The sequence below is a fragment of the Bartonella sp. AC10YNML genome, assembly GCF_042196825.1.
GTDB lineage: Bacteria > Pseudomonadota > Alphaproteobacteria > Rhizobiales > Rhizobiaceae > Bartonella.
Window position 1 is genome coordinate 123,998 of sequence record NZ_JBHIRA010000004.1, and the last position, 17,339, is coordinate 141,336.

At 37.6% G+C, this 17,339-nt stretch carries 12 protein-coding genes, 2 tRNA genes and 2 pseudogenes; 10 read left to right on the forward strand and 6 right to left on the reverse strand.

The genetic code is table 11. The annotated features are described in order from the left end of the window. Nucleotides 1–1,281 precede the first annotated feature (1,281 nt). A tRNA-Asn gene (locus tag ACFINA_RS03770) sits at nucleotides 1,282–1,356 on the reverse strand. Nucleotides 1,357–1,540: 184 nt separating this feature from the next. Between ACFINA_RS03770 and ACFINA_RS03775 the strand changes: the two genes are divergently transcribed. From ACFINA_RS03775 to ACFINA_RS03800, 6 genes and pseudogenes are all read left to right on the forward strand, one after another. Beyond that, nucleotides 1,541–1,614: transfer RNA gene (locus ACFINA_RS03775), tRNA-Cys, on the forward strand. A gap of 220 nt (nucleotides 1,615–1,834) precedes the next feature. Next, the gene (locus ACFINA_RS03780) at nucleotides 1,835–2,509 is read left to right on the forward strand and encodes a protein-L-isoaspartate O-methyltransferase (protein WP_375609293.1); all 675 of its coding nucleotides are present in this window, start codon (nucleotides 1,835–1,837) and stop codon (nucleotides 2,507–2,509) included. A gap of 108 nt (nucleotides 2,510–2,617) precedes the next feature. Next, the gene (locus tag ACFINA_RS03785; RefSeq protein ID WP_375607443.1) at nucleotides 2,618–3,868 is read left to right on the forward strand and encodes a TolC family outer membrane protein; all 1,251 of its coding nucleotides are present in this window, start codon (nucleotides 2,618–2,620) and stop codon (nucleotides 3,866–3,868) included. A 252-nt stretch (nucleotides 3,869–4,120) separates the two neighbouring features. Next, nucleotides 4,121–4,675, forward strand: a complete 555-nt coding sequence (locus ACFINA_RS03790) for a DUF2497 domain-containing protein (RefSeq protein WP_375607442.1) — start codon at nucleotides 4,121–4,123, stop codon at nucleotides 4,673–4,675. Between the two features lie 148 nt (nucleotides 4,676–4,823). Beyond that, entirely contained in the window at nucleotides 4,824–7,547 is a 2,724-nt protein-coding gene (locus tag ACFINA_RS03795; protein WP_375615100.1) for a valine--tRNA ligase, read from the forward strand. Between the two features lie 1,135 nt (nucleotides 7,548–8,682). Beyond that, a pseudogene (locus tag ACFINA_RS03800) lies at nucleotides 8,683–9,422 on the forward strand (tetratricopeptide repeat protein). A 138-nt stretch (nucleotides 9,423–9,560) separates the two neighbouring features. On the opposite strand, the gene ACFINA_RS03805 reads toward ACFINA_RS03800, so the two are convergent. The 5 genes from ACFINA_RS03805 to xth form a co-directional block, all read right to left on the reverse strand. Then, nucleotides 9,561–10,307: an amino acid ABC transporter ATP-binding protein gene (locus tag ACFINA_RS03805; protein WP_375608743.1), complete on the reverse strand. Its 747-nt coding sequence runs from the start codon at nucleotides 10,305–10,307 to the stop codon at nucleotides 9,561–9,563. A 10-nt stretch (nucleotides 10,308–10,317) separates the two neighbouring features. Beyond that, nucleotides 10,318–11,034, reverse strand: coding sequence for an amino acid ABC transporter permease (locus ACFINA_RS03810; protein WP_375615101.1), 717 nt, complete (start codon nucleotides 11,032–11,034; stop codon nucleotides 10,318–10,320). A 2-nt stretch (nucleotides 11,035–11,036) separates the two neighbouring features. Then, nucleotides 11,037–11,789: an amino acid ABC transporter permease gene (locus tag ACFINA_RS03815; RefSeq protein WP_375615102.1), complete on the reverse strand. Its 753-nt coding sequence runs from the start codon at nucleotides 11,787–11,789 to the stop codon at nucleotides 11,037–11,039. A gap of 141 nt (nucleotides 11,790–11,930) precedes the next feature. Then, a complete protein-coding gene (locus ACFINA_RS03820) occupies nucleotides 11,931–12,836 on the reverse strand; it encodes a transporter substrate-binding domain-containing protein (protein ID WP_375607438.1) in 906 nt (301 codons plus the stop codon). Between the two features lie 125 nt (nucleotides 12,837–12,961). Then, nucleotides 12,962–13,744 carry an exodeoxyribonuclease III gene (xth, locus tag ACFINA_RS03825; RefSeq protein ID WP_375615103.1) on the reverse strand — a complete coding sequence of 261 codons (783 nt, stop codon included), beginning with the start codon at nucleotides 13,742–13,744 and terminating at the stop codon, nucleotides 12,962–12,964. A gap of 487 nt (nucleotides 13,745–14,231) precedes the next feature. Between xth and rpsL the strand changes: the two genes are divergently transcribed. The 4 genes and pseudogenes from rpsL to ACFINA_RS03845 all read left to right on the forward strand — a co-directional run. Beyond that, the gene (gene rpsL / locus ACFINA_RS03830) at nucleotides 14,232–14,603 is read left to right on the forward strand and encodes a 30S ribosomal protein S12 (protein WP_005773262.1); all 372 of its coding nucleotides are present in this window, start codon (nucleotides 14,232–14,234) and stop codon (nucleotides 14,601–14,603) included. Between the two features lie 18 nt (nucleotides 14,604–14,621). Continuing rightward, a complete protein-coding gene (rpsG, locus tag ACFINA_RS03835) occupies nucleotides 14,622–15,092 on the forward strand; it encodes a 30S ribosomal protein S7 (protein ID WP_273791452.1) in 471 nt (156 codons plus the stop codon). Between the two features lie 24 nt (nucleotides 15,093–15,116). Further along, the gene (gene fusA, locus ACFINA_RS03840; protein ID WP_375607436.1) at nucleotides 15,117–17,201 is read left to right on the forward strand and encodes an elongation factor G; all 2,085 of its coding nucleotides are present in this window, start codon (nucleotides 15,117–15,119) and stop codon (nucleotides 17,199–17,201) included. A 62-nt stretch (nucleotides 17,202–17,263) separates the two neighbouring features. Next, nucleotides 17,264–17,339: pseudogene (locus tag ACFINA_RS03845) on the forward strand (elongation factor Tu); the annotation flags it as partial.

Below are 17,339 nucleotides of genomic sequence, written 5' to 3' on the forward strand. Positions count from 1 at the left end.
TTTCATTTTTTAGAAATGAAAACTTCTAACCGTTTGGATTTATTTAAAAATCATTATTGTAGAGGCAATTATTTATTTGCTTTATTCCCATTTTTAAAAATGGGAATAAAAGTAGATTTTATTTATATAAAAATTATTTTTATAAAGGATGTGTTTTATCTTTAATGATAACTTTTAATTTTAAAAATTGATGTCTAATAATAACTCATTGTTTTATATATTTAATAACTCATTATATCGTATTTTTTTCATTTTTAAGTTATTTATGCGGATCAATCAAAAGTATTCGCTTGCACGTTATGTGTGAAGTTGTCATATAAATAAACATTTGAAAAATAAATAAAATAATTTTTATAAACTCTTTCAAAGGCAATGGGGGATTGCTGAGATTGAGAGTTGAAAAATAGTACGATGGTATGACTTTTATTATAAATAAAGATGGGGCTGATCAATCGATTTCATTTTATACCATTTACGGGGGTGTCATTGTGAAAGAGTCTTGGGGAATTTAAGAGATATCTCTTTAAAAAAGCATGTGACTGCATAATACAATAGCGAGAATGTCATGATTTCTGAAGGCTTTCTCAGGATTCTTAACAATTTAGCTTGTTATCTTGGTTTTTACTGTAAAACACTATTATTTGGGGGGGGATATAAAGTATTTGGGAGATATAAAGCCTATAAGACTTTATGTATTAAATGTTTTATGACAGTGTGGTGAACAAGGCAAGGTTGTTTGTAAAGCGTTGAAGTGGTTAGCAGGAGGAATAACCTGTTAGATAAGACGTCGGAGTGTTTACAGATTTGTTTTATATTTTTTGCTTTTAGGATGGGGAGGAGATTATGTGGGGTGTATGGAGATAATATATGACCTTGATTATTGATTCTTCCATTTTTCAAAATGGTTGCTTCATGAGCAGGTTTTTAAGTTTAATTTCTTTATTGAGTATAAATCATTCTTTCTTTGGAAAAAAATATGATACAGTTTCATTGCTGATGGAGCTTAATAATTCATCTTTGATGAAAGAAATCGTAATTTATAATATGCAAATAATTGCAGTGCCCTCTTATAGAAGCGCGGTGGTTTGAAAAAAGTAATCTTATTTGTGCTATTCTAAAATGAATCAATTGCTTTTTGCGTTCATTGCAAAAAAACACATCCCGTATGATATTGCGTTTCTATATTTATTGCAAAAATCCTATTCCCTCACTTTTATTAACGAATCCCTCATGTCTAAAAGCTTGAGAAAAAACAATAAACTACGTGGAATAAAAGAAAAGTGGCTCCCCGGGCCGGATTCGAACCAGCGACCAACCGGTTAACAGCCGGTTGCTCTACCGCTGAGCTACCGGGGAACGGTGCCCAATTATTTAATTGAAAAGGCTATAGCAAAGCAATACTGATTTGCAAAGGATAAAATTACTTTTTTTAAAAAAATATGATAAATTGTGTAATAAGAGGAAAAAAGGTGTGAGAAGATTTCTACACCTTGACGGATGCGTTGCCTTCCCTTATGGAAACCTTTATGTTTGTTGATGAGGCCTCGTGGCGGAATGGTTACGCAGAGGACTGCAAATCCTTGTATCCCGGTTCGATTCCGGGCGAGGCCTCCAGCCGATTTTAAACGAAACGGCTTTTAGGGGAGATGAGGTATAGGAAAATAGATTATTTCCCTCTATTCTTGTGAAGACACTTTTATGTGAGAGATTATATAGTTAAAATCTAATTGTTGACTGTGGCGTCCTTTTTTGTAACACCTATAGTTTAAGAGATCTTCATCCCTTATTGTCGCTGTTTTGTTTGTTTTTTGTAGGTTAGGAGAAAATATTCGTTATGGTTGCAGATTTTGCTGAGCTTCGTCGCAAAATGGTTGACAATCAAATTCGTACAGTCGATGTAACGGATTTATCAGTTCTTGAAGCCTTTTTAACGGTATTTCGTGAAGATTTTGTATCGGAAGATATGAAAATGTTAAGTTATCTTGATACCGATATTGTTCTATGTCCAGTGCAAGATGGGGTTCCTGCACGCTATTTGATGAAACCTGCGTCTCTAGCAAAATTACTACAGCTTGCCGCTGTAAAATCATCAGATGTTGTTTTAGATATTGGTGCAAATAGTGGTTATTGTGCAGCGTTGCTTGCAAAACTTGCAGGATCTGTGATTGCGCTGGAAAGTGATCAATCTCTCTTTGAACGTGCTCTTGACGCTTTAGAACGTAATCAATGTGATAATGTGGTTGTCGTTCATGGTCCTTTAGAGCAAGGATATGCCGTTGAGGGACCTTATGATGTGATTTTCATTGAGGGATCTGTTGATTTTATTCCTCAAGGTATCTTTGATCAAATGAAAGACTGTGGACGTCTTGTTGTGGTTGAAGGGCATGGAAATGCTGCTGTTGCACAAATCTATATAAAAGAAGATGGGATCATCTCGGCTCGTCGTGCTTTTAATCTTGCTGTAAAGCCTCTTCCTTGTTTTTTAAAAACACCTGGTTTTGTATTTTAGAGCTTGTTTGTTCGGTGAATAAAAGATAATTTCGTAATTTATTTGGGGTATGTTGTTGTGTGTATTGTGTTAAAAATAAACAAGAAGTTTCAGGCATGTTTGTTGTTGGTGTTGAGTATTTTTTTATCAGAGACTGTTTGTGCTGAAACATTGATGGATGCCTTTTCTAAGGCTTATAAACACAATGCTAAGTTGAATAGTGAACGTGCAGCTGTGCGTATATCCAGAGAGGATGTTGTTATTGCGCGATCGGGGTTGTTGCCACAAGTTGAGGGGGTTGGGAACTATGGGCGCAATAAGTCTTTTACAGGTCCTTATGTGACTTCTGGATCTATAGGCGTGAGATTAAATCAAAGATTATTTGACGGGTTTATCACGCAAAATATCTTTTCTTCAGCGCAAGTTAAGTTGCAGGCTCAACGTGAGTATCTTCGTAATGCTGAACAAAATACTTTTCTGGAAACTGTAACGGCTTATGCTAATGTCTATCAGGCACGTCGTATTGCCGATCTTCGGAGAGAAAATTTGGCAGCTCTTGAAGAGCAAGTTCGTTCCGATAAAGCAAAATTTGATGTGGGTGAGGGAGGGCGTGTTGATCTTGCTCAAGCTCAAGCAGCACGTTCCGTGGCAGTTTCAGAGCTGAGTCTTGCTCGTGCTGATGTAAAAGCAGCCGAGGCAGTGTATCGACAAGTTATTGGTTCTGATCCTGAAAAGTTAAAAAGCCCTCCCGTAGCCAGAGATTTTCCTGCCAACCTTGATATGGCTTACCAGATGAGCGTTTCTATGCATCCAGCAATCCTTTATGCTAAATATTTAGTCGATGCGAGTGTTTACAATGTAAAGGCAAAAGAAGGTGCATTGCTCCCTAAGGTCGATTTTTCTGCGACAGCGTCTTATAATCGAATTTATAGTGGTCCTGGAGAGGATGGCGTTTCTAAATCAATAGGGTTGTCAGTGAGTGTCCCAATTTTTGAAGGAGGGCGTACGTCTGCGCAAATTCGCCAATCAAGGGAACAGCTTGGACAGGCGCAGCTTCAACTCGATTTGGCGCATAGCAATACGCGACAAGCACTTACTTCTGCTTGGTTTCAGTTGGAGGGCGCACGCTCATCTGTTGTTGCTTATCGTGAAAGTGTTCGTGCTGCTGAAATTGCTCTGAAAGGTCGTGTTCAAGAAAATCGCGTAGGGCAAGCAACGACATTGGATGTTTTAAATTCTCGTACTCAATTGATTAATGCTCAAATTGCGCTTGCAATGGCAGAGCGTAATGCTGTTGTGGCGAGCTATAGTGTTCAATCTTCTATTGGTAAGTTGACTGCAAGTTATTTAGGTTTAAAAACAATTCAATATATCCGATAATACATAAAAGTATCTCTTTGAATCTTATTAAATTATTTTAGTTTTTAAAAGATTAGTAAGTCAACAGTTGAATATGTTGAAAGATATTGCGGCGAGATATTATTTTTATAAGTGTAGAAAACTGTGTGTAGCGCCCTCTTTATGACAAGCATATTTGAAAATATCATAGGAGGCATGTTGATCTTATAATTCTTTTGCATACACTGAAAATATGATTCTATTTGTTGTTGCGTCTTTGAGAGGTTGTAAAGTATGGTACAGAGTTCAAGCGTGTTACGTGAGCCAAGTATGGATGAAATTTTAACATCTATTCGTGAAATAATCGAAGAAAATGCGGTTCAATCTGATCACTTTTTAAATGAAGATGTTGCACTGAATGCTTCAGAAGTGGCATCCGAGGGTATTTATGATACAACCTTATCGGTTGATGATGCTATGAAGGCTTTAGCTGATCGTATTGGTCTTTCTTCTGAAAATCAAGGAGGGAAGATAACGCAAGAGAAAGAGGATATAGAGGCAGAAAATAATACAGTTGGTATGGATATGCAAAAGATGAAGCTTTCTTCTGAAGAACGGAATTCTGTTTATAAAGCAAAAGAATATGAAGATGAGATAAGAAAATCACAGTCAGACGCTGGAAGGGATGGTCATGTGGAATTGTCTGCATATTGTATTTCTTCTGCAGAAAAGATTGCAAAGGATGTATTGCGTCCGGCTATAGCTGAATGGTTACAGTCTAAATTGCCTGTTTTGCTGGAAGATATTTTGCGTGAAGAGATTGTGAAGGCGATTAAGAAATCGTCTTAATTATTTTTACATTATTTTTATGTTTTTCATTTTATGGGGATTTTGTTTGCGATTGTGCGAGCTCTCTAGTGAATGGCTGAGATTCACGAAATTTTGATCAGGTTTTGATCATATATTGTGTTGTTCAGCGGCGTTATGGATGGATAGAATGTTAGAAAAAAACTATGATGCTGCCTCTATAGAGCAACGGGTTGCAAAGAGATGGGAGACTCGTGGGGCTTTTAAAGCAGGAGTGGGTTCTAAAAGTGGTGCAGAAACTTTTTGCGTTATGCTTCCACCCCCGAATGTTACCGGCTCACTTCATATGGGGCACGCACTCAATACGACAATTCAAGATATAATGGTTAGATTTCAGCGGATGCGTGGCAGGAATGTGTTGTGGCAGCCTGGTATGGATCATGCTGGGATTGCTACACAAATGGTTGTAGAGCGCCAACTTGCAGAACGCCAAGAACCAACGCGTCAAGAAATGGGAAGAGAAAAGTTTATTGAGCGTATTTGGAAATGGCGTTATGAAACTGGAGGCATTATTGCAAACCAGTTGCGCCGTCTTGGGATTTCATGTGATTGGTCGCGTGAGCGGTTTACAATGGATGAGGGGTTGTCGCAGGCGGTTCGTGAAGTTTTTGTCACGCTTTATAAGCAAGGGTTGATATATAGGGATAAGCGCCTCGTCAATTGGGATCCTAAATTGTTGACAGCTATTTCAGATCTTGAAGTTGAGCAAAAAGAAGTTCAAGGACATTTGTGGCACTTTAGATATCCACTTGAAGGTAAAGTTTTTGATCCAAATGATGCGACAACTTTTATAACAGTGGCGACAACACGACCAGAAACAATGCTTGGTGATACAGGAATTGCTGTTAATCCTGAAGATGAGCGTTATAAAAATCTTATCGGTAAAAATGCTCTTTTGCCGCTTGTTGGTCGTCGGTTATTAATTGTTGGTGATATGCATGCTGATCCTGAGGCTGGAAGTGGTGCTGTAAAAATCACGCCAGCCCATGACTTTAATGACTTTGAAGTGGGGCTGCGTAATCATTTACGCTTGATCAATATTTTTACCCCAAAAGCTGAGATTTTTCTCCGTGAGAATGAAGCATTTTTTGATGGTTTGATATTATCAGATGAATTAGAAATGTTAGTAGAAAGTCTCGATAAATCTGATCGTTTTGTTGCGCGCCAGAAGATTGTTGCTTTGATGAAAGAACAGGGATATTTGGCTTCTGTTGATGATCATCCCCATATGGTTCCTCATGGAGATCGCAGTGGTGTTCCTATTGAGCCTTTTTTGACAGATCAATGGTATGTTCATGCTGCTGAATTAGCAAAGCCAGCGATAGAGGCTGTTCAACAAGGAAAAACGCAGTTCGTTCCCGATAACTGGAAAAAGACCTACTTCAATTGGATGCAGAATATTCAACCTTGGTGCATTTCTCGCCAATTATGGTGGGGACATCAGATTCCTGCTTGGTATGGACCTGATGGAACAGTTTTTGTTGAAAAAAGTGAAGAAGAGGCTTTAGATTCAGCTGTTGCTCATTATGGTGAGGTGGTTGAATTAATCCGTGATCCGGATGTTTTAGATACTTGGTTTTCATCAGCTCTTTGGCCTTTTTCAACATTAGGATGGCCCAATAAAACGACTGAGTTGTCTACTTTTTATCCAACATCTTTATGCGTGACAGGGTTTGATATTATTTTTTTCTGGGTTGCTCGTATGATGATGATGGGACTTCACTTTATGGGTGATGTTCCTTTCCCAACGGTTTATGTGCATGCTCTGGTACGGGATCAAAAGGGTGCAAAGATGTCAAAATCTAAGGGAAATATTATCGATCCCTTAGAGCTTGTTGATCAGTATAGCGCTGATGCACTTCGTTTTACTTTGGCTATTATGGCAGCACAAGGTCGTGATGTAAAACTTGATGTTTCCCGTATTGCTGGTTATCGTAATTTTGCTACGAAATTGTGGAATGCTACCCGATTTGCACAGATGAATGGTGTGAAGCATGATCCAGCTTTTAAACCAGAACAAGCAAAACTGGCGCTTAATCGTTGGATTTTAACGGAACTCTCTAAAACGATTTCAGCAGTGACAATTGGTATTGAACACTATAAATTTAATGAGTCTGCCGCTACACTTTATCGTTTCATTTGGAATACACTCTGTGATTGGTATTTGGAACTTCTCAAACCTATTTTTCAGGGGGAAAATGAAGATGCTAAAAATGAGGCTCAAGCTTGTACTGCTTGGGTTTTAGATGAAGTTTATAAACTTCTTCATCCTTTTATGCCATATATGACGGAAGAGTTGTGGTCTCTTACAGAAACACAAGCCATCAAGCGTGAGGATATGCTCGCATTGACAAAATGGCCAGAGGAAACATTGATAGATGAAGAAGCTGCTGATGATATTAATTGGCTTATTGATGTCATCACGGGGATTCGGGCTGTACGTTTTGAAATGAATATTCCAGTGGCTACGCAAGCACCTCTTGTTGTTGTTGAAGGAGGGGAAGTAACGCGAGAGCGTGTGAAGCGTTATGATGCACTTCTTAAAAAATTAGCGCGTATTGAAGTTATTGATTTCTCTGATAAAGTTCCGGAAGTATCAGCACAAATGATTTTGGGAGAGGCTGTTTTTTGTTTGCCCTTAGGACAGTTGATTGATTTGGAAGCTGAACGTGTTCGTTTGAGGAAGGATGTTAGTAAAATTGAAAAAGATATTGAAAAAATATCGCTTAAGTTAAACAACCCCCAATTTATAGCAAATGCAAAAGCAGAAATTGTTGAGCGTGAGCGGAACAGGGTTTTAGAACTGCGTGCAGCGCAGAAAAAAATATTTGTTGCTTTAGAGCGGTTAGATTGATTTCAGCTTTTTATTTTTTTGATAGATAATTTCATACCAGTAGGGCTGGTATAGATCTTCTTTAAAGGAAACTTTTCTTTTGTTAGTTTTTCATGAACGATCATAAAATCTCTACTGAAATCCATAGTTTTATGTTTATCATTAAAGAGATATCTTTTAAGGCATCTAAGCCTATTCCATGACGTAGATCATGAATGCTATAACAGTAAATCCATAGAGCTTCCCTTCTTTATGCTTGTGAAGTAGCAAGCGCCGGTATCATTCTGTCCAATCAGGACAGCTCTTGGCTCAGACCGTTCGTAAGAGGCATTTTTAGTTCTTTCTTACACAGAGTTTTTATCCACATAGCTCTCTCTACTTGTAATGTGCAAGCGGATGGTTTTGAGTGATTTAACATGGAACAGGTTTGGAATGAGAGAATCTTACGATATTTGAGGGACTCATTCAAAGTGCAAAAAGGTAAATTATCATTATAAATCAATTTCTTGCTTTATTATTATAAAATATCATCATTTAGAGTAGCAATATAAGGTATGTAAAATTACACATGTGGTATTTTTTTGTATGTAGTGGTGAGTATTCTAAGGTAGAACTTGTGTGTAAAGTATGAACTAACCCCATGTGAAATGATGTCAGGTGCAATCTGTTAAACAAAAAGCTGTATTGTTTATAGATTGGCAGAGACAAAAAACTTCATCTTTAAGGTGGTAAGGCAGTTGTAAAGTTATAAGTTAACTATCATCATTATATTTATCCATCTTTCGTATTGTTTTTTATACTTAAACGCTTGCCATTCATCATGTATTCTCTTCGTTCTCAAGTTGCGGTTTAATGCACGTTATTCTATTGAACGATTTTTGCTCATACGTATAAAATTTTAAGGTCAATAAATCCTAGAATGTTAAAGGGTGTGTTACAAAATATAGAATGATGATTTATATTTAAAAATCAATTTGTTATATATAAAAATTGATACTTAATTTTATCGAACATTTTGGATGGTTTTTATCTATTTGTTTTTTCTTTTAAAATTTTTACTTTAAAATTGCGTAGGCTTCTTACTAAGAAAAAGAGTTTAAATATCTACAAAGAAATTTGTAACAGATATAATCATTAAAATTGAGGTAGGGGGGGAATGGTTAATAGGTTTCAGATATGGAAAAAAGTCACGATTGTTGTGATTTTAGGGGGATTCTTTTCGACTGTTTGTGTAATAGATGTCAATAGCTTGCAAGAAGCGAATGATGGTTCGTTTTATTTTTTTAACGTATAGAAATGGGCATATAAATCAGGCTATTCCAGCACTCCGTTGTGCTGCTAAGAGGGGCCATATCGGTGCGAATTGGAAACTTGGCTACATCTATGCAAAGGGTGATGGTGTTCCTAAAGATGATTACAAGACATATCATTTTTTTGCATATATCTTTGAAAAAGGTACAGATCTTGGTTCAGAAGATGAAAGTTATGTTTCTGATGCATTGGTTAAACTTGCAGGATATATAAAAAAGGTATTCCTCAATCACCTATGAAACCTGATCCTTCTTATACTGTTTGTCTTTATATGCAGTCTGCGGTAAACTATGGAAATCCTAAAGCTCAGTATCATTTAGGAAAAATATTTTTAAAGGGAGAGGGAAGGGAGAAAAATCCTTTACAAGCCACGATGGTTTAAACTCTCAGCAAAAAAAAGGAAATCCTTCTGTTCAAACAATGCTTGGAAATATACTGCTTAAAGAAGGAAAAATTGTCCGTGGGGCAGCAATTTTAACTGCTGCCTATAAAAAAGCTAATGTAAAAGACAAAAATTTGATTCACCCTTTGCAAGAAGAGGCTTTTGCTCTTTGTAATGAATCTGAGAGACGTACAGCAATTTGACTGGTTGCTGAGATTTTAAAGAATAACAGTTTTTAAACATCTTATTGTAATATTTTTACACTCTCTCATATTATATTAAACTCTATTTTCTTGTATACAAGTTCATAATAAAGATAGCTTTTTGTTATAATATAATGGTTAATGACTTAGGATCTTAGACAAAAATTCTTGCGTTCTCGGTTTTCTTGCTTGCGGATCAGAAAAGAACTCTTTAGATGAACAGTCTTCAAGAATTGTTCCTTGATCTATGAAAATAACACGCTCCGAGACTTTTTGTGCAAATCCCATTTCATGGGTTACACAAATCATCGTCATACCTTCTTCTGCTAAGCTAATCATGACATCGAGTACTTCACCTACCATTTCAGGATCTAGAGCAGATGTTGGTTCATCAAAAAGCATGACAAGTGGATCCATAGTTAAGGCACGTGCAATAGCAACCCGTTGTTGTTGCCCTCCAGAAAGTTGACCAGGATATTTATCTTTGTGTTCAATGAGTCCAACGCGTTCAAGATATAACAATCCACGTTCAAGTGCTTCTTTTTTGCTTCGTTTTAGGACTTTGATTTGTGCAATTGTCAAATTTTCTGTGACAGATAAATGGGGGAAAAGCTCGAAGTGTTGAAATACCATTCCTACCTGACTTCGCAATTTAGGCAGATTCGTTTGTTTTGAATGAACTGGTATTCCATTAATCCAAATTTCACCTTTTTGAAAAGGGACTAAAGCATTAATGGTTTTAATGAGTGTTGATTTTCCTGATCCTGATGGCCCACAAACGACAACAACTTCTCCTTTATTAATGTTGGTTGTACAGTTTTTAAGAACTTGAACTTCGCCATACCAGTTAGAAACATTTTTTATTTCGATCATATGAGTAGACATTTTTTCCCCGTTAGCGGATAATGGACACTTTTTTTTGTAAATACAAAACGATTTGTGACAGCGTAAAACAGATAACAAAATAGAAAATAGCTGCTAAGATATAAGCTTCTTGCTTTACACCAAAATTATTAGCAGCAATATCAAAGCCATTCAAAAGGCTATGACCACTGATGGCATAAACAAGGGTTGTATCCTGAAAAAGAATAATGACTTGTGTTAAAAAGACTGGAAGCATATCTCTAAAAGCTTGAGGAAGAATGACAATGTACATACTTTGCCAATATGTCATTCCAAGAGCTTTCCCCGCATATTTTTGTCCTTGCGAAACTGAATTTATGCCAGCACGCATAATCTCAGCAAAATAAGCCGTTTCAAATGCGGTAAAGGTAATGAGTGCTGATTTATTTGCACCGATGGATATACCGGTTAAAAAAGGCAGAAGCACGAAAAACCATAAGATAACCATCACAAGGGGTATTGAACGCATAGCTGTTATGTAACTGATTGCAAACCAAGAAAGAAGTTTTATGGAAGAAAGGCGCATCATTGCTAAAAGCGTACCGAAAACAAATCCCAACACCGTTGCAAAAAGAGTTAGAAAAACGCTAAAGAGTAAACCTGATAAAATGTAAGAACGAAATACATCAAAGGTAAAAAAGGAAAAATCAAAGTCGGAAAAATTGAAAGGAGAATAAAATCCAAACTGAGAGCTTATGAAATTCATCATATTCAATTTCCCTTTGTTTGAAAATTAGGAATTTTGAGTATTTGTTCAATGACTGTCATCACAATGAATACAAATAAGGCTATTAGAATATAAAGAGCCGTAACAAGTAAATAATTTTCGTAAACATGGCTTACCTCTTCAATTGCTTGGTATTGAAATTGCATGAGCTCATTTATTGAAACGGCGAATGCTATAGACGAATTTTTCACAATCCCCATTGCTTCTGAAGTAAGAGGTGGCATAATTGCACGTATAGCACGTGGTAGAATAATATAGCGATAACTTTGATAAGTTGTAAACCCCATTGCCATAGCAGCATAGCGTTGTCCAGAAGGAATCGCTTCAATGCCTGAACGAATCTGTTCAGCAATGCGTGCAGATGTAAAGAATCCCAATGCGCATGTTATTAAGAGAATGGGGGAAAATTTCATCGCTGGTGGATAAATCTTCGGAACAACAAAATACCACAAAAACACTTGTACAAGGAGGGGAATATTACGCATAATCTCTACCCAAATAGTACCGATAGTGCGAAATATATAATTGATTATGGATGTTTTGGGTAAAGTGCGCATTGTTCCTATAATAACACCACACAATACAGCTAATATAAGTGAAGTGATAGACAATATAACCGTATTTTTAAAGCCATCGAGAAGTGTATCTAAATAGGTATGGCTCACGCCGGGAGTCCCCAAGCATCCTGTTACCAATGTTTGAGTAAGGTCATCTCTACAAAGGAAAGAAAAGTCCATTAATTGATATTCCCTCAAATTAGTCATTCACAAATAGGGCAATAAACCAAGCATATCTACATAGGCCAAATTTATTAAAAAGTGAATTAAAATATAAACCACACTCAATTTCAAAAGAGTGTGGTTCTTCTTTATTAGATTCTATAAATCTTTTTCTGCGTAGCTTTCTCGAGGCTTATTATTTGGGTGATCCCAAGCATATCTTGTTTGTTTTGATAAGGGAAGGTTCATAACAGTGTTAGCAGGTGGGATCGGTTTCATAAACCACTTATTATAAAGCTTTTCCAGTGATTCATCTTTAATCTGACGTACGATACTATCGTTGATTGTTTGTTCAAATTTTTTGTCATGTAATCTGAGCATACAGGCAATAGGTTCGACTGAAAGTACAGTATCAAGAATGACATAATCAGATGGATTCTTTGATTTAGCAATATGTCCAGCAAGAATTGAAGCGTCCATGACAAAAGCATCTGCCTTACCAGATTCTAATAATAAAAAACTATCTCCGTGATCTTTCCCCTTTAAAACCTTAAACTGAATGTTTTTTGCACGTTTATTTTTACGAATAAGTTGAACAGATGTTGTACCGGTGGTCGTTGCAACTGTTTTTCCCTTTAAATCCTCAAGAGATTTAATGTTAGAGTTTTTCTTTACAGCAATCCGAACCTCTTCAATGTATGTCGTATAAGCAAATGCTGCTTCTTTACTGCGAGCAATATCATTTGTTGTTGAGCCGCACTCAAAATCATAGGTTTTATTTTTTAAGAGAGGAATTCTATTTTGAGAAGTGATGGGAAGATAATGAATTTTAATTGGTTTACCAATTTTTTTTGAGATATCATCAATGATCCGTTCTGCCATTTCTGTATGAAAACCTACATATTTATTATTACCAAGGGCGTAGGCTAAACCAGACGATTCACGGACACCTAAAGTAATTTCCCCTGTTCGTTTTATTTTTTCAAGAGTATCATGTTCAGCATGTGCGACACTTGTAAATCCAATGGCCGTTGCTGCAATAAGCATTAACAATGATTTCTTCATTTATGTCCTCCATTCATTTATTTTTTATTTTAGGTACTTAAAATATACTGTTTATATGCTGTAGCATAGTTATTATTTTTGAGTGGAATTTTTTTGTTGTCTCATGAAATGAGGATTGTACTTTCTTAATTGATATTAAGGTGAATCCAAACAGGAACGTGGTCGGATGGTTTTTGATATCCCCTTACTTCTGTTTGACTATGAGCGCAAATTAATTGATCAACAGCTTCTGGTGATAATAATAAATGATCAATGCGAATCCCATTATTTTTAGGCCAAGCACCCGCCTGAAAATCCCAAAAACTGAAGGAGGGAGTATCGGTGACATTCCGGATAGCATCATAAAAACCTAAATGAAGAATACATTGGAATGCTTTTCTTGTTTCTCGAAGAAATAAGGCATCTTGATACCATTCTTGAGGTTTTTTTGCATCTAATGGAGTGGGGATGACATTATAATCACCTGCTAGAATAAGAGGTTCTTCATATACAAGTAATGATTTTGCATGTGTATATAATCTTTCCATCCATTCTATCTTATAGGAATATTTTTCACTCTCAATAGGATTCCCATTTGGCAAATAGAGAGATGCAACACGAACAACACCTTTGTTTGTTGAATAAACAGCTTCAATGTAACGTGTTTGTTTATCATTATCATTGCCTGGTAATCGACGGATCACTTCATCTGGTGTTTTTTTAGAGAGAATCGCAACGCCATTAAAACTTTTTTGTCCGTGTGTTTCTATATGGTAACCTAAATTTTCAATTGTATCGCGTGGAAAATTTTCATCAATACTTTTAATTTCCTGTAAGCAGACTATGTCCGGTTGGCTTTGCTGCAGCCATTGACATAATGTTTCATGTCGCGCTTTTATTCCAGCAATATTCCACGTTGCTATTTTCATGGTGCTCATCATTAGATATCAAATATGCAATTCAATTTACTGCATTTATGTTTTACTACAGTCACATCTTTTTTGTTTATAGGGGATATTACTATGGTAAATTAATTTATCAAGAGTAGCGGTAAAAGCAAATTTAAAGCTTTAAAATTTAATTTATTTTCATTTTTAAAAAACTTTCTGCTGTTTAGTTCTTGACGAATGTACGTGTTCTCGCTATTAGGAATGAACATAACCGATGTGGATGTAATCAGGTGTTTTGGATATGAGCCGGAAAATTATTCACAGGTGTTAAGAAGATTAAAAGCAAATGCTAGTGCAAAAGGCTATTGCCTTCTCTGCTTATGGTCGGGTGAACTGTTTTGTGCAGGTGTGCCCGATTTTGTGTGTAGACTTAGATATCTGTTCCGATTTTGTTGGGGTGGATGGAAATTAAGATAGAAAAGCCCGATTGGGTAAGACGAATGTAGATCGAAAAGAGGAAGGTTGCATGCCTACCGTAAACCAGTTGATTCGAAAGCCGCGTGTGGCGCCAGTTAAACGTAATAAGGTTCCTGCTCTGCAGTCGAATCCGCAGAAGCGTGGTGTTTGTACGCGTGTTTATACAACAACACCGAAGAAGCCTAATTCTGCTCTTCGTAAGGTTGCTAAAATTCGCTTGACGAATGGATTTGAGGTGATTGGTTATATTCCTGGAGAGGGACATAATCTTCAAGAGCACTCTGTTGTAATGATTCGTGGTGGTCGTGTGAAAGATTTGCCAGGAGTTCGTTATCACATTATTCGTGGTTTGCTTGATACACAGGGTGTCAAGAATCGTAAACAGCGTCGTTCGAAGTATGGCGCAAAGCGTCCAAAATAATATTGAGAGACAAAGCCAATGTCCCGTCGTCATAGAGCAGAAAAGCGTGAGATTAATCCAGATCCAAAATTTGGTGATTTGGTTATTATGAAATTTATGAATGCCATTATGTTTGATGGTAAAAAATCAGTTGCAGAGCGTATTGTTTATGGTGCGCTTGATTCTGTAGAAAAAAGAGTAAAAACAGATCCTGTGGCTCTATTTCATCGAGCTTTAGAGAATGTTGCTCCTCATATTGAGGTTCGTTCACGCCGTGTTGGTGGTGCTACTTATCAAGTTCCGATTGATGTTCGTCCTGATCGTCGTCAGGCTCTTGCTATTCGTTGGTTGATAGCGGCGGCACGTGGTCGAAATGAAACGACGATGGTTGAGCGTTTATCTGGTGAATTGATGGATGCGGCTAATAATCGTGGTTCTGCCGTGAAAAAGCGTGAAGATGTTCATCGTATGGCTGAAGCTAATCGTGCTTTTTCTCACTATCGCTGGTAGAAGTTTTAAACTAAGGCAAATATAATGGCTCGCGAATATAAAATTGAAGATTATCGTAATTTTGGTATTATGGCGCATATTGATGCTGGTAAGACTACGATGACTGAACGTATTCTGTTCTATACCGGTAAGAATCATAAAATTGGCGAGACCCATGATGGTGCTTCTACAATGGATTGGATGGAGCAGGAGCAGGAGCGTGGTATTACGATTACGTCTGCTGCGACAACGACATTTTGGGAAGGGCAGGACGGTCGGAAGCGTCGCTTTAATATTATTGATACGCCAGGGCACGTTGATTTTACGATTGAAGTTGAGCGCTCTTTGCGTGTTCTTGATGGTGCAATAGCCTTGTTGGATGCAAATGCTGGTGTGGAGCCTCAGACGGAAACTGTTTGGCGGCAAGCTGAAAAATATCGTGTGCCTCGTATGGTTTTTGTTAATAAAATGGACAAAATAGGAGCTGATTTCTATCGTAGTGTGGAGATGGTTGGCTCTCGGTTGGGTGCTAAAGCGCTTGTTTTGCAGTTGCCGATTGGTGCTGAAAATGACTTTGAAGGTGTTGTTGATCTTGTAGAAATGAAGGCTTTAAAGTGGGATGGTTCTATTGGTGCCTCGGCGGTAATAAGTGAAATTCCCTCTGATTTAAAGGAGAAAGCTGAAGAATATCGCGAGAAATTGATTGAGATGGCCGTGGAGGTTGATGAAGCTGCGACAGAGGCTTATTTGGAAGGTGTTATGCCAACCAATGAGCAACTTGTTTCTCTCATTCGTCGGGGGACAGTAGAAGTTCAATTTCATCCGGTTCTTTGTGGTACGGCTTTTAAAAACAAGGGGGTGCAGCCACTTTTGGATGCTGTTGTTTCCTATCTTCCTTCTCCAATTGATATCCCGGCGATTAAGGGTATTGATGTAAAGACTGAGGCTGAGACGACACGCGAATCTTCTGATGATGCTCCGCTATCTATGCTTGCTTTTAAAATTATGAATGATCCTTTTGTTGGTTCGTTGACGTTCTGTCGTATTTATTCTGGTAAAGTTCAGAAGGGTATTTCTCTTGAGAATACTGTGAAGAAGAAGAAGGAACGTTTGGGGCGTATGCTTCAAATGCATTCAAATTCTCGTGAGGATATTGAAGAGGCATTTGCTGGTGATATTGTTGCTCTTGCAGGGCTTAAGGAGACGACAACGGGTGATACTCTTTGCGATCCTTTGAAGCCTGTTATTTTGGAGCGGATGGAATTTCCTGAACCCGTTATTGAGATTGCAATTGAACCGAAAACAAAAGCAGATCAAGAAAAAATGGGGATTGCTCTTAATCGTTTAGCGGCGGAAGATCCCTCGTTTCGTGTTAAATCGGATGAAGAATCAGGTCAAACTATTATAGCTGGAATGGGTGAACTTCATCTTGATATTATTGTCGACCGTATGCGGCGCGAGTTTAAAGTTGAAGCAAATGTTGGGCAGCCTCAAGTTGCTTATCGTGAGTCAATTACTAAAATGGCGGAAATTGATTATACGCATAAGAAACAATCGGGTGGTGCCGGTCAATTTGCTCGTGTGAAAATTGTTTTTGAGCCTCATGATGGTGATGATTTTATTTTTGAGTCAAAGATTGTTGGTGGTGCTGTTCCTAAAGAATATATTCCTGGTGTCCAAAAAGGGATTGAGAGTGTTATGGGGTCAGGTCCTCTTGCGGGCTTTCCTATGCTTGGTGTAAAAGCGACTCTCATTGATGGTGGCTATCACGATGTTGATTCTTCGGTTTTGGCTTTTGAGATTGCTGCTCGTGCGGCTTTTCGTGATGGGGCAAAGAAGGCTGGTGCACAGCTTCTTGAACCGATCATGAAGGTGGAAGTTGTTACACCAGATGATTATGTTGGTGATGTTATTGGTGATCTCAATTCTCGTCGGGGACAGATTTCAGGAACTGAAGCACGCGGCATTGCAACGGTTGTGAATGCAATGGTTCCTTTAGCAAATATGTTTGGTTATGTGAATACTCTTCGCTCTATGAGTCAGGGGCGTGCGCAGTATACAATGCAGTTTGATCATTACGAGCCTGTACCTTCGGCTGTTGCTTTGGAGATTCAAAAGAAATACGCGTAATTTCAGGTTGGTAATTAATTTTTAACTTAGTCCTTGGTTTGGACGGAAAATGGAGAGCTCAAATGGCGAAGAGCAAGTTTGAACGAACAAAACCGCATGTTAATATTGGTACGATTGGTCACGTTGATCATGGGAAGA